This is a genomic window from Hydrogenophaga sp. (assembly GCF_030373245.1).
In the GTDB taxonomy this organism is placed as follows: domain Bacteria; phylum Pseudomonadota; class Gammaproteobacteria; order Burkholderiales; family Burkholderiaceae_C; genus Hydrogenophaga.
Map to the genome: position 1 here is coordinate 754,960 of NZ_JAUCZF010000001.1, position 16,566 is coordinate 771,525.

Consider the following 16,566-nt stretch of genomic DNA (forward strand, 5'->3'; position numbering starts at 1 on the left):
GGCGCGCCGCAGGCGCGACGCGGGGGTGGGAGAACTAGACGCGTTCGAATATCCCCGCGGCTCCCTGCCCCATGCCCACGCACATCGTCACCATGCCGTAGCGCTTCTGCGTGCGCTGCAGAGCGTGTACCACCGTGGCCGAGCGGATGGCACCGGTTGCACCCAGCGGATGGCCGAGCGCAATCGCGCCGCCCATGGGATTGACCTTGGCCGGGTCCAGACCCAGCGTGTTCATCACGGCCAGAGACTGCGCCGCAAAGGCTTCGTTGAGTTCAAACCAGTCGATGTCGTCCTGCTTGAGGCCCGCGGCCTTGAGCGCCGCTGGGATCGCCTCCACCGGACCAATGCCCATGATGTGCGGCGGCACACCCCGGCTGGCATAGCTCACGAAGCGCGCCAGGGGCTTCAGGTTGTAACGCTTCAGCGCGGCCTCGCTCACCAGGATCAGCGCGCCCGCGCCATCGCTGGTCTGCGAGCTGTTGCCAGCCGTGACCGAGCCGCGCGCCGCAAACACGGTGCGCAATTTGGCCAGACCTTCCAGGGTGGTATCGGGTCGGGCGCCTTCGTCCAGACTGATGGTGCGCGTGGTGGTGGAAACTTCCGCGGTTTCCAGGTTCACGCTGCGCTCGGTCACCTCCACCGGCGTCATCTCGGCAGCGAACTCACCCGCCTTCATGGCCGCCACCGCGCGCGCATGCGACTGCACCGCAAAGGCGTCCTGCGCATCGCGGCTCACCTTCCATTGCTGGGCCACCTTCTCTGCCGTGAGGCCCATGCCGTAAGCGATGCCATAGCTCTCGACGTCATCGGTGTTGCTGAAGATGGTGGGTGAGAGGCTGGGCGAGTTGCCCATCATCGGCACCATGCTCATGCTCTCGGTGCCGGCGGCAATCATCACATCAGCCTCGCCGACGCGGATGCGGTCGGCCGCCATCTGCACCGCCGACAGGCCCGAGGCGCAGAAGCGGTTCACCGTGATACCGCCCACCGTGTTGGGAAGGCCCGCCAAGATGGCGCCGATGCGCGCCACGTTCAGGCCCTGCTGAGCTTCCGGAATGGCACAACCGCAGATCACGTCTTCGATGGCTTTCGGGTCCAGGCCAGGTACCTGTGCCAGCGCCGAGCGCAGCGCCACGGCGAGCAGCTCGTCGGGACGCAGGTGTTTGAACGAGCCTTTGTGCGAACGGCCAATGGGCGTGCGCGTGGCGGAAACGATGTATGCGTCTTGAATCTGTTTCATGGCAAATGCCTCATTGTGTCGGCTGCGTTCGATGGCAGGCAGCGCGTATCAAATACAAAAGAACTCAGGCTTGAGCCGTGCCCAGGCGCTTCCAGTCCGCGATGTCTTTTTCGATGGCAGCCGGCATAGCCGCCATTACGGGTGCTTGCAGGCGCTGCTTGGTCGCGCTGAACGAGGCCGGATGCGCCTTCTTCAAGCGCTCCACATGCGCCCGCACTGCGCCAGCGAGTGCGTCGGGCGCCACCGCTTCATCGAGCAAACCGGCGCGAACAGCATCGTCGCCCGCGTAGGGCAGTGCCGTGCCAACCAGAGGCAGGTGCGGCGTGGTCACGCGCTGGCGAATCGTCTCCAGGGCAAAGTAGGGCAGCGTCATGCCGATCAGCACCTCGTTGGCCTGGAACGTGGCACCGGCTTTCAGACCGATGCGCACATCGGCGCATTGCAGCAGAAACAATCCCATGGCCACCGCGTGGCCTGAGCATGCCGCAATCACTGGATGCGGATACGACAGCAGACGCTGCGCCAGCTGCGCGCCACCGGTGAGCATTTGAAACGTGACCTTGGCGTCGCCCGCCTTGAACACACCCAGATCAAAACCACCAGAGAAAACGCCCGCACGCCCCGTCAGAACCACGATGGCCTTGTCGGCCTCGGCGCGATCCAACGCTGAATTGAGCGCCGCCTGCATCGCCGGCCCCATGGCATTCGCCTTGCCATCGTCCAGGGTGAGGGTCGCCACACCATCTGCAAACGCATAAGAAACCAGATCCGTCATATCCATCTCCAATTCAATCGAACCAACGAAGGGAAGCCCATTCCGCGATGCCGCGGAACCGGCTTGGCCGGGCCGCCTGCATCGCCCCTTTTGAGAGGGTGACGCGCTGCAAGCGCGGCGCTGGGATCGGCTAGTTCCTGACAGGCTTGCCCGTGTTCAGCATCCCGAGAATCCGCTCCTGCGTCTTCGGATGCACGATCAAAGAGCAGAACGCCTGGCGCTCCAGGGTCATCAAATAGTCCTCGTTCACCAGAGTCCCCGGGTCCACGTCGCCACCCGTGACCACATTCGCGATCAGGGATGCGATGTGGAAGTCGTGCTGGCTGATGAAGCCACCGTCGCGCATGTTGACCAGGCTGCCCAGAATGGTGGCTTTGCCGTCGCGGCCGGCCACCGGGAACATGCGCTGGTGCGGCGCGCGGTAGCCGCCGGCAAACAGGCCCTTGGCCTCGTTGATGGCCACGAACAGCAGCTCGTCTTTGTGCGGCACGATCACGTCGCTGTGAAGCACATAGCCCAGCTGGCGCGACTCGATGGCGCTTGTGCCCACCTTGGCCATCGCGGCGGCGGTGAAGCCTTCGGTCAGAAATGGCAGCAGGTCTTTGCCGGTCGAAGTTTCAGCGTTTTCGGCCGCACGGCGGGCGATGTAGGTCAGGCCACCGGCACCAGGCACCAGGCCCACACCCACTTCCACCAGTCCGATGTAGCTCTCCATGTGCACCACGCGGCGCGCACTGTAGACCGCCAGTTCACAACCGCCGCCCAGCGCCAGTCCACGCACAGCCGAGACCACGGGCACGCTGGCGTAGCGCAAGCGCAGCATGGTCTGCTGCATGAAGCCTTCGGCGTCTTCGATCGCGGCCACGCCCACAGCCATGAAGGCCGGCAACATGGCCTGCAAGTCGGCACCTGCGCTGAAGGGTTCATCGCCCGACCAGATCACCAGGCCCTGGTAATCCTTCTCCGCCAGTTCGACTGCCGTCATCAAGCCCTCGCACACCTCGGGACTGATGGCGTGCATCTTGGTCTTGATGCTGGCGATCAGGACCTCGTTGTCCAGCGTCCAGACACGGATCGAGTCGTTTTCTTCGATGGTGTTTCCAGTCGTCTCGAACCTCGGTCCGGCTTCGCCCAGCAGCAACTCCGGAAAGTGCTGACGCTGGTACACCGGCAAATTGCGCCGCGGCTCAAATCTTCCGGCGGAAGGATTCCACGAACCTTCGGCGGTGTGCACACCACCAGCTTCGGCGACAGGACCTTTGAACACCCAGTCTGGCAACGGTGCCTTGCTCAGCGCCTTGCCGGCTTCGATGTCTTCCTTCACCATCCTCGCCACGTCAAGCCAGCCAGCTTCCTGCCAAAGCTCAAAGGGGCCCTGCTTCATGCCGAAGCCCCAGCGCATGGCCTGGTCCACATCGCGCGCGCTCTCGGCGATGCTGGCCAGGTGCACCGCGGCGTAATGGAACCCGTTGCGCAGAATGGCCCACAGAAACTGGCCCTGCGGGCCTTCGGCGTCGCGCAACAGGCGCAGGCGCTCAGCGGCAGGACGCTTGAGCATGCGGCCATAGACCTCATCGGCCTTTTCGCCAGCGGGCACGTAGTCTTCGCTCTCCAGATCGAAACGCAGAATGTCGCGGCCGACTTTCTTGAAAAACCCGGCTTTGGCTTTCTGACCCAGGTGGCCGGCCTCGATCAGCGCCGTCAAGACCGGCGGCGTACCGAAGCTCTCGTAGAAGGGATCTGTCTGCAGGCTCAGGTTGTCCTGCAGCGTCTTGATCACGTGGGCCATGGTGTCCAGGCCCACCACGTCGGCGGTGCGGAAGGTGCCACTGCTGGCGCGCCCGAGGCGCTTGCCGGTCAGATCGTCCACCACGTCATACGTCAGGCCGAAGTTATCGACTTCCTTCATCGTCGCCAGCATGCCGGCGATGCCGATGCGGTTGGCCACGAAGTTGGGCGTGTCCTTGGCGCGGACCACGCCCTTGCCCAAACCGCTGGTGACGAAGGCCTCCAGCTGATCGAGGATGGCGGGTTCGGTCGTGGGGGTGTTGATCAACTCCACCAGCGTCATGTAGCGCGGCGGGTTGAAGAAGTGGATGCCGCAGAAGCGCGGCTTGATCGCCTCGGGCAGGCCTTCGCTGAGCTTCGTGATCGAGAGGCCCGAGGTGTTGCTGGCCACGATGGCGTGCTCGGCGACGAAGGGCGCGATCTTCTTGTAGAGATCGAGCTTCCAGTCCATGCGCTCGGCAATGGCCTCGATGATGAGATCGCAGCCGCGCAGCAGCTCCAGGTGTTCTTCGTAGTTGGCCTGGCCAATCAGGTCGGCGTCAGACGCCACGCCCAGCGGCGACGGCTTGAGCTTCTTGAGGCTGTCGATGGCGCGCGTGACGATACCGTTCTTGGCTCCCTCTTTCGCGGGCAGGTCGAACAGCACCACCGGCACCTTGACGTTGACGAGATGTGCCGCGATCTGCGCACCCATCACACCCGCGCCGAGCACGGCAACTTTCTTGATTTGGAATCGGTTCATGGATCAGATTTCTTTCAACGCTTAGGGGTGCGTGAAGGGTAGTGGCTCAAAGATGCCGTGGAACCGGCTTTGCCGGGCCACTGGCATCGCCCCCGTGAGGGGGTCGCGCGAAGCGTGGCGGGGGTGGGTCAAGGCGCGACGCGAACCCAGGTTTGCGTGCGTCCGATACCAAACACCGAGCCGCGGACTTCCAGTTTTTTACCCGCCTCGATCGGGGTCAGGCGCAACGTGTAGGTCTTGCCGTTTTCAGGGTCGAGGATCTTGCCTTCTTCCCACACGTCCTTGCCATCTTGCTTCTTGGCGCCGCGGATGATCTCCATGCCCAAGACAGGCTTGTCTTTGCGGTCATCGGTGCACTGGTCACAGACGGCGTCCTGTTTGGCCTCTTTGCGCAGCAGCTTGGCGATGCGCCCGGAGAGCACACCGCCGTTGTCGGCGATCACGATTTCGGATTTGATTTCTTTGGTCTTGTCGTCGATCGAGTGCCAGCTGCCCACCGGCGTCATCTGTGACCAGGCGGCCCAAGGGGCGACGGTGAGCAGCAGGGCTGCGGCGAGGGGCTTGAACATGGTGAGTCTCCGAGTTGGGTGGAAAGGCTGGTTTATGCCAACGCAAGGTCGGTGTCCATCAGGACTTTCGAGCCTGCCCGGGCGGTACGCATCAGGGTCGCAGTCTCTGGAAACAGCTTGGCGAAGTAGAAGCGCGCGGTCTGCAGCTTCGCAGGGTAGAACGGGTCGGTGCTGCCCGCAGCGATCTCGCGCAGCGCCACCTGCGCCATGCGGGCCCAGAAGTAACCGAACACCAGGTGCCCGGCCACGCGCAGGTAGTCCACCGCCGCGGCACCCACCTCGTCGGGGTTTTGCAAGCCTTTGAAGCCGATTTCCATGGTGAACTTGGTGATCTGCTCGCCCAGGATCGCAATCGGGTTGATGAACTCAGCCATCTTCTCGTTCACGCCCTCTTCGGCCACCAGCGCGCCAACCAGCTTGCCGAATTTTTTCAGCGCTGCGCCCTGGTCACCCAGCACCTTGCGGCCCAGCAGGTCCAGGCTCTGGATGGTGTTGGTGCCTTCATAGATCATGTTGATGCGGGCATCGCGCACAAACTGCTCCATGCCCCATTCCTTGATGTAGCCGTGGCCCCCAAAGACCTGCTGGCACATGGTGGCAGCCTGGTAACCGTTGTCGGTCAGGAAGGCTTTGACGATGGGGGTGAGCAGCGAGAGCATCTCATCGCTGTCCTTGCGCACTTTCTCGTCCGGGTGGTTGTGAACCTTCTCCAGCAGCACCGAGCTGTACATCGCCAGCGCGCGGCCACCTTCGGCGTAGGCCTTGGCGGTGAGCAGCATCTTGCGCACATCGGGGTGCACGATGATCGGATCGGCCGGCTTGTCCTTGGCTTTCTTGCCGCTCAGGCTGCGCATCTGGAGGCGGTCCTTGGCGTAGGCCAGCGCGTTCTGGTAAGCCACCTCGGTCAGACCCAACGACTGGTTACCCACACCCAGGCGGGCGGCGTTCATCATCACGAACATGCCTTGCATGCCTTTGTGCGGCTGCCCCACCAGGGTGCCCACTGCGCTGTCGAGCACGATCTGCGCGGTGGCGTTGCCATGGATGCCCATCTTGTGCTCAAGACCGCCGCAATAGATGCCATTGCGCGCGCCCAGCGAGCCGTCGGGCTTGACCAGGAACTTGGGCACGATGAACAGACTGATGCCCTTGATCCCCGGGGGCGCATCAGGCAGACGGGCCAGCACCAGGTGGATGATGTTGTCGGCCATGTCGTGTTCACCGGCGCTGATGAAGATCTTGTTGCCGGTGATTTTGTAGGTTCCGTCGGATTGCGGCTCAGCCTTGGTCCGCATGAGGCCCAGATCGGTTCCGCAATGTGGCTCGGTCAGGCACATGGTGCCCGTCCACTCGCCGCTGGTCATCTTGGCCAGGTAGGTCTTTTTCTGCTCGTCGGTGCCGTGGGTGTGCAACGAGGCGTAGGCGCCGTGCGTGAGGCCGGGATACATGGTCCAGGCCTGATTGGCCGAGTTCATCATTTCGTAGAGACACTGGTTAACCACCAGCGGCAGCCCCTGACCGCCATACTCAGGGTCGCATGAAAGCGCGGCCCAGCCGCCATCCACATAGGTCTTGTAGGCCTCCTTGAATCCCTTCGGCGTGGTCACTTCGTGGGTCTTCTGGTCGAGCTGGCAGCCTTCGGTGTCGCCGCTGATGTTGAGCGGGAAAATCACCTCGGCGGAAAATTTGCCGGCTTCCTCCAGCACCGCATTGATGGTGTCAGCATCGGTTTCGGCATGCTGTGGCATGGTCTTGAATTCTTCGGTGACCTTGAGCAATTCGTGCATCACGAACTGCATGTCGCGCAGGGGTGGGTTGTAGATCGGCATGTTGGACTCCTGTGGCGTGAAAGGAAAAGGGGACGAAGAATTCAGTGCTGTGCCGCGTCGGGGCGACGTTTGCGCGAGGCCTGGGTGATCGGAATGGCCACCGGGACGGGGCTGTTGGCGGCGCTGAAACGCTGCACGATGCCCTCGAAGGCCCGCAGGGCGCGCCGGGTCGAGTCCGGGCTGCGCAGGAAACGGGCCTCGTAGTGCAGAGCGAGGATCTGGGCGTGGATTTCAAACGCCATTTGGTCGGCATCGGTGTCGGCACGCAGATGGCCTTCCTGCACCGCGATTTCCACCGCGCGCCGCATGGCGGTCAGCCAGGTGTTGACCGAACTGGCCAGCGCATCGCGCACCGGGCCCGGCCGGTCGTCAAACTCGACTGCGCCGCTGATGTAGATGCAGCCGGAGTCGATCTCGACCGTGGTGCGCTTCATCCAGTTGTCGAACAGGGTGCGCAGACGGGGCAGACCACGCGGCGCACCCATGGCTGGATAGAACACCTCTTCCTCGAAGCGCGCGTGGTACTCGCGCACCACCGAAATCTGCAGCTCCTCGCGCGATCCAAAATGCGCGAAGACGCCCGACTTGCTCATCTGCATCACTTCGGCCAGCGCGCCGATGGACAGGCCTTCCAGGCCAATCTGCGTTGCCAGGCCCAGGGCCGCATCAATGATGGCGGCCTTGGTCTGACGACCTTTCTGCAGCGGCTTGTGGACGTCTGCTTCGCGCCGGGGGCGCAGCTTGCTGTGGGTGTCGGGCATGGACAAAGACGGCTTGAACAGGGAAAGAAGAAACCGAAGACGAATAATCGAACGGTCGTTCTATTTTTACCGCAAATGAGGCCACCCAGGGTGATTGCCCTGCCCAGAGCGCGACTTTTGTCTAGGGTTCGGCCCCTAATGCACGATGCGCAACGCCAAACTCAGGGGTTTACCCGCGGTTCAGACGGCGGTGCATTCAGAGGTGGGCGGCAGGCAGCAGCAGCGCGAGGCTGTGCTCCAGGCTTTCACTGGGCGAGCGCTTGAAGCCACTGCGTGCATAGCGCTGCAGGCGACCCACGCAGAACGCCGTGATGACCGAGGCATCGGCCTGCGCATCGACGGTGGGCGTAACGGCCCCCGTCATCACAGCGGCTTCGCGCAAGTTCTGCCGGAAGGCGGACTCGATCTTGTCGAAGAACAGGTTCATGCGTTGTTGCAGACGCTCGTTTTCAAACACGAGCGCGTCGCCCACCATGACACGCGTCATGCCCGGATTTTTCTCTCCAAATTGCAACAGCAAGGTCATCAGCTTGCGCGAGCGAACCAGGGCATCGGGCTCGCGTTCGCCCAGCTGGTTGACCAGCCCGAGCACCGATTGTTCGATGAACTCGATCAGGCCTTCGAACATCTGCGCCTTGCTGGCGAAATGCCGATACAGGGCAGCCTCGCTCACCTCCAGACGGGCCGCCAAGGCGGCGGTGGTGATGCGCTCGGCGCCGGGTTGCTCCAGCATGCTGGCAAGGGCCTGCAGGATCTGCACCCGGCGCTCGCCAGGCTTGGGCCGCTTGCGCCCATTGCTTTCAGCAGCCTCGACGCGCTCGGATGCCGCGTCGGCATCAACGTCGTTGATGGGCGTGGACTCAGGGGCGCTGGAGGTCATGGGCTATCGGTCCGTGATTGATCATTGATCGGGCTTGCTCTGTGCCCGTTGCTTGTCATCCCTGCAGGATTCTCGCACAGCGCAACAGCCTGTTACAGACCAGCCAGCCCCTGGCTACAGAGGGTCGACAAGACCCGATCAGTGGCTCCTGATCATGGTGCCGAATGGCTGATCACCCAGCACTTCGAGCAGCAGTGCGTGGGGCACTCGTCCGTCCAGGATGTGCACCGCGGTGACGCCGCTCTTGGCCGCGTCGAGTGCGCCCGAAATCTTGGGAATCATGCCACCCGAGATGGTGCCGTCGGCCACCAGTTCGTCGATGCGCCGTGGGGTGAGTTCGACCAGCAACTTCCCGTCGCGGTCCAGTACGCCCGGGATGTTGGTGAGCATCAGCAGTTTCTCCGCCTGCAGCACCGTGGCCAGCTTGGCAGCGACCACGTCGGCGTTGATGTTGTAGCTCTCGTTGTTTTCCCCAAAACCGATCGGACTGACCACGGGGATGAAGGCGTCGTCCTGCAAGGCCTTGACCGCGCTCGGATCGATGCTGACCACGTCACCCACCTGACCCACGTCATGCTCCAGATCCGGATTCTGGGTGTCCGTCATGCGCAATTTGCGAGCACGGATCATGGCGCCATCGCGCCCTGTCAGACCGACCGCCTTGCCGCCAGCAGCGTTGATCAGGCCCACGATGTCTTGCTGCACCTGCCCTCCCAGCACCCACTCGACCACCTCCATGGTTTCGGCGTCGGTGACCCGCATTCCCTGGATGAACTCGCCCTTCTTGCCCAGTCGCTGAAGCAGGGTTTCGATCTGCGGACCGCCGCCGTGCACCACCACCGGGTTGATGCCCACCAGCTTGAGCAGCACCACGTCCTCGGCGAAGTCCTGCTGCAAGGCCGGGTCGGTCATCGCATTGCCACCGTACTTGATGACCATGGTCTTGCCGTGGTACTTGCGGATGTAAGGGAGAGCCTGGGCCAGGATCTCGGCGCGCTCGCGCGGCTGGATGTGGCTGAGATCAACGGGGTTGGGGTGTGGAATGGTCATGCGTGAAACTTCGGTGTGGGATTGCGAACGCTGAGGAAATTGTAGGCGGCGACCCGTGCCTTCGCTGACAGGCTGATTGGCAGCAGATCGGCGTCGCCGCCAAAAGATTGCCCACGCGCGTCCACGTCCAGTGGGCAAAAAAAAGCGAGCCGGAAACCGGCTCGCCAGGCAGACCGATCGGGTCTGAAGCCGATCAGAAGTGAATGCCGCGCATCATCTGCTGCATCGCCACCGCCTCGGCCGACAGCTGGGGTTTCGCCCCCTTCTCGCCTTTGGCCGCCGAGGAATCGGGGAACATGCGGAAACTGGTGTTCATCACGATCTGAGCCACGCGCGGCACGAAGGCATGCAGCACCTGGCCTGTCACGCCCAGCCGCGTGGCTATGCGCACCGGCTTGAAGATGCAGGCCTGCGCAATCATGTCCGCTGCCTCTTCGGGCGCAAGCGTAGGCACATTCTTGTAAATCTGAGTCGGCGCGATCATGGGTGTGCGCACCAGCGGCATGTTGATGGTGGTGAACGAAATGCCCTGGTCGGCGAATTCGCTGGAGGCACAACGCGTCCAGGCATCAAGCGCCGCCTTGCTCGCCACGTAGGCAGAGAAGCGAGGCGCGTTGGTGAGCACACCGATGGAGCTGATGTTGACCACATGGCCCTTGCGTTTGCTCACCATGCCTGGCAGCAGGCCCATGGTCACGCGCAGGCAGCCAAAGTAGTTGAGCTGCATGGTGCGCTCGAAGTCGTGGAAGCGATCGTAGCTGCCCTCGATGGCGCGGCGAATGGAGCGACCGGCGTTGTTGATCAGGAAGTCCACGCCGCCATGGTCGGCGATCAGTTGCTTCACGAAGCGGTCGGCATCGGCCATGTCGGCGATGTCGGCCGAATACGCAATGAATTCATATCCCTTGGCTTTGGCCTCGGCGCAGGCTTCATCGAGCTTGTCCTGGTCGCGGCCGCAGATCACGGTGATGGCGCCGGCCTCGGCAAACTTGTGCGCCGCTGCGAGGCCGATGCCCGAGCTGCCACCGGTGACCAGCACCACTTTGCCTGCCACCGTGCCGCGCAGGCTGCGGTCGATATGCAGGTCGGGGTCGAGGTGGCGCTCCCAGTAATCCCACAGCCGCCAAGCGTAGTCCTTCAGGTTGGGGCACTCGATGCCACTGCCCTTGAGAGCGGCCAGCGTCTCGCGGCAGTCAAAGCGCGTCGGGTAGTTGACGAAATTCATCATGTCCTCGGGCAAACCGAGGTCTTGCATGATGGCCTTGTAGACGCGACGCACCGGCGCCAGCGCCATCAGACCCTTCTTCACGCTCTTGGGGATGAACCCCATCAGCGCGGCATTGACAAAGAGGTTCATCTTCGGCGCATGCGCCGCCTTGCTCAGGATGTCGAGCACGTCGCCCACGCGGTAACCCATCGGGTCCACGAGGTGGAAGCAGTGGCCGCTGGCGCGCTTGTGGTGGCTGATGTAGTCCAGCGCGTTGACCACGAAGTCCACCGGCACGATATTGATGCGCCCGCCCTCCAGGCCCACGCTGGGCATCCACGGCGGCAGGATCTGCCGCATGCGCTGGATCAGCTTGAAGAAGTAATAGGGGCCGTCAATCTTGTCCATCTCGCCGGTGCGGCTGTCGCCCACCACCAGCGCCGGGCGGTAGACCGACCAGGGAATCTTGCACTCGGTGCGCACGATTTTTTCGCTCTCGTGCTTGGTCATGAAGTACGGGTGATCGATGTTCTCGGCCTCGTCGAACATGTCTTCGCGGAACACGCCTTCGTAGAGACCTGCTGCCGCAATCGACGACACATGGTGGAAGTGCCCGGCGCCAATGGCCTTGGCAAGATCCACCGTGTTGCGCGTGCCATCGATGTTGACAGCGATCTGGCTCTCGGCATCGGCCTCCAGGTCGTACACCGCGGCCAGGTGGTAGAAATGATCGACCTGACCTTTGAGGCTCTTGATGGCGTCAGCGCTCACGCCCAGCTTCTTGCTGGTGAGGTCGCCGAACACGGGCACGGCCCGCGACGCACTCACGCCCCAGTATTCACGCAAGTCCGCCACCTTGCCTTCGCTGGCCTTGCGGATCAGGAAGTGCACCACCGAGCCTTTGCGCTCCAGCAGCTTCTTGACCAGACGCTTGCCAATGAACCCGGTGGCACCGGTGACGAAATACTGCATGCGACTCTCCTGATGGGTGAAGGTTGGAAACCGGTCGCACTCAAGACGACCTCAGCCCGCCATTCTTGACCAAGACAGGCAGGCCACCATTCCGCAGAAACCCGCGGGACGGCACGCGAGGTTTAGTTGCGTGCACCTACACAAGTCCAGACCGGGCACCTACATTGAAGCCACGTGTACAGTTTGACATCGTCGAGCGGCACCCGACATCTGTCTCAACCTTCTTTCACGGAGTCCCTCATGGTCAAGAAAATCCAGAAGTCCGGCAACGCTGCCCAATCCGCCGGCCAGGCCGCGTCACCCCTGTCTGGCGCCATCAAGGATTCGGCCCAGCAAATCTGGCTGGCCGGTCTGGGCGCTTTCTCCAAGGCCCAGGCCGAAGGCGGCAAAGCCTTTGACACCCTGGTGAAAGAGGGCCTGTCAATCCAGCGCAAGACCCAGGCTGTGGCCGAGGAGCGCATCTCCGAAGCCACCAGTCGTGTGTCCACCATGGCCAACGACATCTCGTCGAAGGCCGCTGGCAAGTGGGACAAGCTGGAGAACATTTTCGAGGACCGCGTGGCCACGGCCCTGAACAAGTTGGGCGTGCCTTCGGCGCGCGATGTGGAGTCGCTGATCGAGCGTATCGACGCCTTGACCCAGCAAGTGCACAGCCTGGGGGGCAAGCCGGCAGCCGTTCGCAAGGCCCCCACCAAGGCTGTAGCCAAAGCACCTGCCAAGGCCGCTCGCAAGGCGCCGGCCAAGGCGGCGCGCAAAAGCTCACGCGCGAAAGCGGCCTGAGCGCGCCGGTGGCGGCTGGGCCGCCCACCGACACAGGGGCGCTTGACGCTCCTTTTTTTCGCCTGCTGGAGATGGTGCAACGCAGCATCTCCAGCCCTTGTCGAGGTCTACACTCAATCGCATGAAGTCAGCCCGCTCCTCCAATGCCACTTCAAAGACCCGACGCGCCCGGCCACCTCGCATCGCACTGGCTCTGGCTGGCGGTGGCCCGCTGGGTGCCATCTACGAAATCGGGGCGCTGTGCGCGCTCGAGGACTGTCTCACCGGTGTGAACTTCAACCGGCTCGACCACTACATTGGCGTGTCTGCTGGCGGGTTCATCGCGGCTGGTCTGGCCAATGGGCTGAGTCCGCGCCGTCTGAGCAACCTCTTCATCGATAACCGGGAGCATGACGAACAGTTCGACCCCGCCTGGTTGCTCAAGCCGGCGTGGGGCGAGTTTGGACGGCGTCTTCAGCGCTTGCCAAGTCTGCTGGCCGGCGCCCTTTGGGCCTGGGCCATCCGGGACCAATCTTTCACCCACGCGATGGAGCGCCTGGGTGCAGCCCTGCCCACCGGGGTGTTGGACAACGAAAGCGTGCACCGGCATATCGAACAGCTGTTCAGCGCGGAGGGCCGCAGCAACGACTTCCGCCAGTTGCGTGCCCACCTCACGCTGGTGGCCACCGAGCTCGACACCGGCGAGGCCGCTCCTTTTGGTCGGCCAGGCTGGGACCATGTGCCGATCTCGCGCGCAATCCAGGCCAGTGCGGCGCTGCCCGGCCTGTTCTCGCCAGTGGAGATTGACGGCAGACACTACGTGGACGGCGCGCTGAAAAAGACGCTGCACGCGACGCAAGCGCTCGATGAAGGCGTGGACCTGCTGCTGTGCCTGAACCCGCTGGTGCCTTTTCAGGCCAGCCCCGACCGTTTCGGGGACAGCCGCATTCCGTCGCTGGTCGAAGGTGGCCTGCCCGCGGTGATGAGCCAGACCTTTCGCTCCATGATCCATTCGCGCCTGGCGCTGGGCTTCAAACACTACGAGCGCGACTACCCCAACACTGACATCGTGCTGATCGAGCCCGACCAGCGCGACGCCGAGCTGTTCTTCGCCAACACCTTCAGCTACCGTCAGCGACGAGAGATGGCCGAGCACGCCTACCAGCAGACGCGCCAGCTGCTGCGCCTGAGACTGGCCACGCTGGGCCCGACGCTGGCGAATCACGACATCGGCATCGACCACCAGGCACTCAACGACCGCCAGCGCCACCTGCTACCGCCACTCAAGCCGAGGCGCCAGCGCCCGGCCAGCGCAGCCATCGACCGACTGCACGCCACGCTGGATGAGCTGCAGCAGCGCCTGCCCGCTGGGCAACCTCAGGCAAGCGCATGACGCGCAAAGCCCCGCGCCGCACCGCCGAGCGCATCCTGGAAGTGACGCTGGAGCTGTTCAACCGCTTCGGCGAGCCCAATGTGTCGACCACGCTGATCTCGGCCGAACTCGGCATCAGCCCTGGCAACCTCTATTACCACTACCCGGCCAAAGACGAGCTGATCAACTCGCTGTTTGAACGCTACGAGCGCGCGCTCAACGAGTTGCTGCAGGCGGCCGACGGCGTGCGCAACGTCGAAGACGCATGGTTTTTTCTGCACTCGCAGTTTGAAATCGTCTGGCAATACCGCTTCCTCTACCGCGACCTCAACGACCTCCTGTCCAAGAACCGGCTGCTGGAAACGCGCTTCCAGACCGTGCTCAAGAACAAGACGCGTGCGGTGCGTGCGGTGCTGGCGGGCATGAGCCGCGCGGGCACGGTGGACATCGATGCGCGCGAGGTCGAGCCGACCGCCAACTGCATGGTGGTGGTGCTGACCTACTGGCTGAGCTTCGAATACGTGCGCGACCCTCGCCATGCGCTGGAGCCCGAAAATGCCGAGATGGCGCTGATGCGGGGCGCCCAGCACGTGCTCAATCTGCTGGCCCCCTACCTGGAAGCAGGCCAGCGACAGCACCTGCTGCAGATCACGGGTGCCTATCAGCGCGACTGACCCGCCATGTCGCCCTCCTCCGCGCCGTTGCCCTGGGCCCCTTGCCCCTGCCCGCCCGCCGAGCCCTTCACCGCCGACTCACTCACCACGCACTGGCAGCGCCTGCACCGCGGCGATGCCGAGGCCCTGCCGGCAGACCCTGCGGTGCTGGAGGCCTGGGTGCGGTTTCACAACGGCGACTTCCAGGGCGCCACCCACGCCGGCCTCGCGCTGGGCGCACTGGGCATCACCGTGGCCAACAAGGCCACCTGCATCCACGCGCGCTACGTCGAGCCCAGCGAGCCCCAGCGCCTGGCCTTGTGGCTCGAAGCCGCCGAACGCGCCAGAGTCCAGCAACTCAGCAAACCGCAAGACGCGGCTGCCTGGTACTGGCAGGGCTATGCACTGGGCCGGTACAGCCAGGGCATCAGCGTGGCCAAGGCGCTGGCCAAGGGACTGGGCAGCCAGGTGCGCCAGGCGCTGCAGACCACCATCGACCGAGAGCCCCGCCACGCCGATGCTCACCTGGCGCTGGCCAACTTCCATGCCGAGGTGATCGACCAGGTGGGCGAGCTCATTGGCGGGATGACCCACGGCGCGCGCAAGCAGACGGGTCTGGACCTGTACCAGCGTGCTATGGCACTCAACCCAGACTCCGCAATCACGCTGGCCGAGGTGGCCAACGGCCTGGTGATGCTGGAAGGCCCGAAGGCGACCGAGCAGGCTACGCGCCTGTTGCAGCAAGCCGCTGCATTCCGGCCACTGGATGCGATGGAGCGGCTTTACGTCGAATCCGCGCGCATGGCGCTGGACAGCTGAGTGCTTCGGCGGCCCCAGCGCTTTCGCGCCGCCCTCAGGTTGGGCTGACCGATCCTCTCAAGCCGTCAACGGCCTGAAACAGAGACTGCCGCGCCTGCACCACGACCTGCGCCCGCCAGTCGTCCGTGTCCACATAGAACGCGTCCTTCATCTGCTGGCGGATAGCTTCGCGCATCGCGTCTGGCGCTTCGGGATGCTTGTGTTGCCAGTGATCGGCGCGCAGCGCCTGCAGCACGCCGGAAAACGGCAGGGTGCCGTATTCCATGGCGATGCCGGTGTATTCGGCCTGCGGACACTCGTCGAACACCGAACACCACATGAGACCGGTAAGCAGGGCCGAGCTGGATGAGCCGTCGTAGATCGAGGTGACGGGCGTCTGTCCGTTGCCACCCCACCAGGCCCGCGCGCGCGCCAGAGCTGCGGGGTCGTTGCGGCTGGCAAAGATGCGCTCGCCAAGACCGCTGGGGCCGAGACCCGTGTGCAGATCGATCCAGGCGATGCGGCGCGCCCGCTGGCCGTGGCGGCGCAGCACCTCACGCAGCGTGCTGTTGCTCCAGGTGGGCGCTGTGCCGCCGAAAAACAGCCCGTCCGCAAACGCATGCTGCCCCCCCGAAACCGCGGCCTGAAAGCGTTCCTGGCCGTGCTCGGCCATCCACGCATCCAGCGCTACGCGGTTGTCTGGCAAAGGCGGCCATTCGGTGGGCAGCAACAGGTCGTGCAGTTCGGCGTAGCCGGAGTTGACCGGCAGTGGCTGGCCGAAGTCCTGGAAGTTGCGGTTCAGGTCCACGTTTTCATGGGTGACGCGGCGCAGCCAGGAGAATCCATGCGGATTGAGCGCATGGATATAGAGCACCGCCACGCCAGCAGTGCGGGCATGTTCGCGCCACTCGGCATCGTGTGCCGCAAACACCTGCACGCCGCTGCCACAGAACCCCTCGGCACCGTGGCAGCCGCTGCTGACGATGAGCAGGCTGTCGGCCTCAGGCGAACCATCCAGCGCGACGTCCATGGCCAGCGTCTCGCCATTGCGGCCGACCAAAGGATGGTTGTGGCTGCGGATGGCCATCCCGGCGGCAGCCGCCCCCTCCAGAAAGCGCACCCTGGCGCGAGCGTAGCTGCCCGAAAACGCCTCTTTGGGATCGATCATGAC

General features: G+C 63.8%; 14 protein-coding genes. 4 read left to right on the forward strand and 10 right to left on the reverse strand.

Annotation, left to right across the window (positions count from 1 at the left end; all coding sequences use genetic code 11):
- Positions 1-34: 34 nt before the first annotated feature.
- From QUV25_RS03655 to QUV25_RS03695, 9 genes are all read right to left on the reverse strand, one after another.
- Positions 35-1,240: an acetyl-CoA C-acyltransferase gene (locus QUV25_RS03655; protein ID WP_300861386.1), complete on the reverse strand. Its 1,206-nt coding sequence runs from the start codon at positions 1,238-1,240 to the stop codon at positions 35-37.
- A 64-nt stretch (positions 1,241-1,304) separates the two neighbouring features.
- On the reverse strand, positions 1,305-2,015 hold the full coding sequence (locus tag QUV25_RS03660) for a crotonase/enoyl-CoA hydratase family protein (RefSeq protein WP_300861388.1): 711 nt from the start codon (positions 2,013-2,015) through the stop codon (positions 1,305-1,307).
- Between the two features lie 130 nt (positions 2,016-2,145).
- Positions 2,146-4,545: a 3-hydroxyacyl-CoA dehydrogenase/enoyl-CoA hydratase family protein gene (locus QUV25_RS03665; RefSeq protein WP_300861390.1), complete on the reverse strand. Its 2,400-nt coding sequence runs from the start codon at positions 4,543-4,545 to the stop codon at positions 2,146-2,148.
- 128 nt (positions 4,546-4,673) lie between these two features.
- The gene (locus QUV25_RS03670) at positions 4,674-5,114 is read right to left on the reverse strand and encodes a DUF2147 domain-containing protein (RefSeq protein WP_300861391.1); all 441 of its coding nucleotides are present in this window, start codon (positions 5,112-5,114) and stop codon (positions 4,674-4,676) included.
- A 32-nt stretch (positions 5,115-5,146) separates the two neighbouring features.
- The gene (locus QUV25_RS03675) at positions 5,147-6,943 is read right to left on the reverse strand and encodes an acyl-CoA dehydrogenase C-terminal domain-containing protein (protein ID WP_300861392.1); all 1,797 of its coding nucleotides are present in this window, start codon (positions 6,941-6,943) and stop codon (positions 5,147-5,149) included.
- Positions 6,944-6,984: 41 nt separating this feature from the next.
- Positions 6,985-7,704 carry a TetR/AcrR family transcriptional regulator gene (locus tag QUV25_RS03680; RefSeq protein ID WP_300861394.1) on the reverse strand — a complete coding sequence of 240 codons (720 nt, stop codon included), beginning with the start codon at positions 7,702-7,704 and terminating at the stop codon, positions 6,985-6,987.
- A gap of 196 nt (positions 7,705-7,900) precedes the next feature.
- Complete coding sequence (gene slmA / locus QUV25_RS03685) at positions 7,901-8,584, reverse strand: nucleoid occlusion factor SlmA (protein ID WP_300861396.1); 684 nt, start codon at positions 8,582-8,584, stop codon at positions 7,901-7,903.
- A gap of 138 nt (positions 8,585-8,722) precedes the next feature.
- Positions 8,723-9,634 carry an acetylglutamate kinase gene (gene argB / locus QUV25_RS03690; RefSeq protein ID WP_300861398.1) on the reverse strand — a complete coding sequence of 304 codons (912 nt, stop codon included), beginning with the start codon at positions 9,632-9,634 and terminating at the stop codon, positions 8,723-8,725.
- 193 nt (positions 9,635-9,827) lie between these two features.
- Positions 9,828-11,813 (reverse strand): SDR family oxidoreductase, encoded by a 1,986-nt coding sequence (locus QUV25_RS03695; RefSeq protein WP_300861399.1) that lies wholly within the window; start codon positions 11,811-11,813, stop codon positions 9,828-9,830.
- 240 nt (positions 11,814-12,053) lie between these two features.
- Between QUV25_RS03695 and QUV25_RS03700 the strand changes: the two genes are divergently transcribed.
- The 4 genes from QUV25_RS03700 (at position 12,054) to QUV25_RS03715 (ending at position 15,416) form a co-directional block, all read left to right on the forward strand.
- Entirely contained in the window at positions 12,054-12,593 is a 540-nt protein-coding gene (locus QUV25_RS03700) for a phasin family protein (RefSeq protein WP_300861400.1), read from the forward strand.
- A 121-nt stretch (positions 12,594-12,714) separates the two neighbouring features.
- Entirely contained in the window at positions 12,715-13,965 is a 1,251-nt protein-coding gene (locus QUV25_RS03705; RefSeq protein WP_300861401.1) for a patatin-like phospholipase family protein, read from the forward strand.
- Positions 13,962-14,618 (forward strand): TetR/AcrR family transcriptional regulator, encoded by a 657-nt coding sequence (locus QUV25_RS03710; protein ID WP_300861403.1) that lies wholly within the window; start codon positions 13,962-13,964, stop codon positions 14,616-14,618. Before QUV25_RS03705 ends, QUV25_RS03710 begins: the two co-directional genes overlap by 4 nt.
- Before the next feature lie 6 nt (positions 14,619-14,624).
- Positions 14,625-15,416 (forward strand): hypothetical protein, encoded by a 792-nt coding sequence (locus QUV25_RS03715; RefSeq protein WP_300861405.1) that lies wholly within the window; start codon positions 14,625-14,627, stop codon positions 15,414-15,416.
- A gap of 34 nt (positions 15,417-15,450) precedes the next feature.
- Here the strand turns inward: QUV25_RS03715 and QUV25_RS03720 are convergent, their stop codons facing one another.
- Positions 15,451-16,563 carry a M14 family metallopeptidase gene (locus tag QUV25_RS03720; RefSeq protein ID WP_300861406.1) on the reverse strand — a complete coding sequence of 371 codons (1,113 nt, stop codon included), beginning with the start codon at positions 16,561-16,563 and terminating at the stop codon, positions 15,451-15,453.
- Positions 16,564-16,566: the final 3 nt, after the last annotated feature.

Bases quoted from the DNA above. Each gene is read 5' to 3' on its own strand.
- slmA (WP_300861396.1), bottom strand. From the start codon at position 8,584: ATGACCTCCAGCGCCCCTGAGTCCACGCCCATCAACGACGTTGATGCC.
- argB (WP_300861398.1), bottom strand. From the start codon at position 9,634: ATGACCATTCCACACCCCAACCCCGTTGATCTCAGCCACATCCAGCCG.
- QUV25_RS03665 (WP_300861390.1), bottom strand. From the start codon at position 4,545: ATGAACCGATTCCAAATCAAGAAAGTTGCCGTGCTCGGCGCGGGTGTG.
- QUV25_RS03680 (WP_300861394.1), bottom strand. From the start codon at position 7,704: ATGCCCGACACCCACAGCAAGCTGCGCCCCCGGCGCGAAGCAGACGTC.
- QUV25_RS03670 (WP_300861391.1), bottom strand. From the start codon at position 5,114: ATGTTCAAGCCCCTCGCCGCAGCCCTGCTGCTCACCGTCGCCCCTTGG.
- QUV25_RS03700 (WP_300861400.1), top strand. From the start codon at position 12,054: ATGGTCAAGAAAATCCAGAAGTCCGGCAACGCTGCCCAATCCGCCGGC.
- QUV25_RS03710 (WP_300861403.1), top strand. From the start codon at position 13,962: ATGACGCGCAAAGCCCCGCGCCGCACCGCCGAGCGCATCCTGGAAGTG.
- QUV25_RS03655 (WP_300861386.1), bottom strand. From the start codon at position 1,240: ATGAAACAGATTCAAGACGCATACATCGTTTCCGCCACGCGCACGCCC.
- QUV25_RS03720 (WP_300861406.1), bottom strand. From the start codon at position 16,563: ATGATCGATCCCAAAGAGGCGTTTTCGGGCAGCTACGCTCGCGCCAGG.
- QUV25_RS03675 (WP_300861392.1), bottom strand. From the start codon at position 6,943: ATGCCGATCTACAACCCACCCCTGCGCGACATGCAGTTCGTGATGCAC.
- QUV25_RS03695 (WP_300861399.1), bottom strand. From the start codon at position 11,813: ATGCAGTATTTCGTCACCGGTGCCACCGGGTTCATTGGCAAGCGTCTG.
- QUV25_RS03705 (WP_300861401.1), top strand. From the start codon at position 12,715: ATGAAGTCAGCCCGCTCCTCCAATGCCACTTCAAAGACCCGACGCGCC.
- QUV25_RS03715 (WP_300861405.1), top strand. From the start codon at position 14,625: ATGTCGCCCTCCTCCGCGCCGTTGCCCTGGGCCCCTTGCCCCTGCCCG.
- QUV25_RS03660 (WP_300861388.1), bottom strand. From the start codon at position 2,015: ATGACGGATCTGGTTTCTTATGCGTTTGCAGATGGTGTGGCGACCCTC.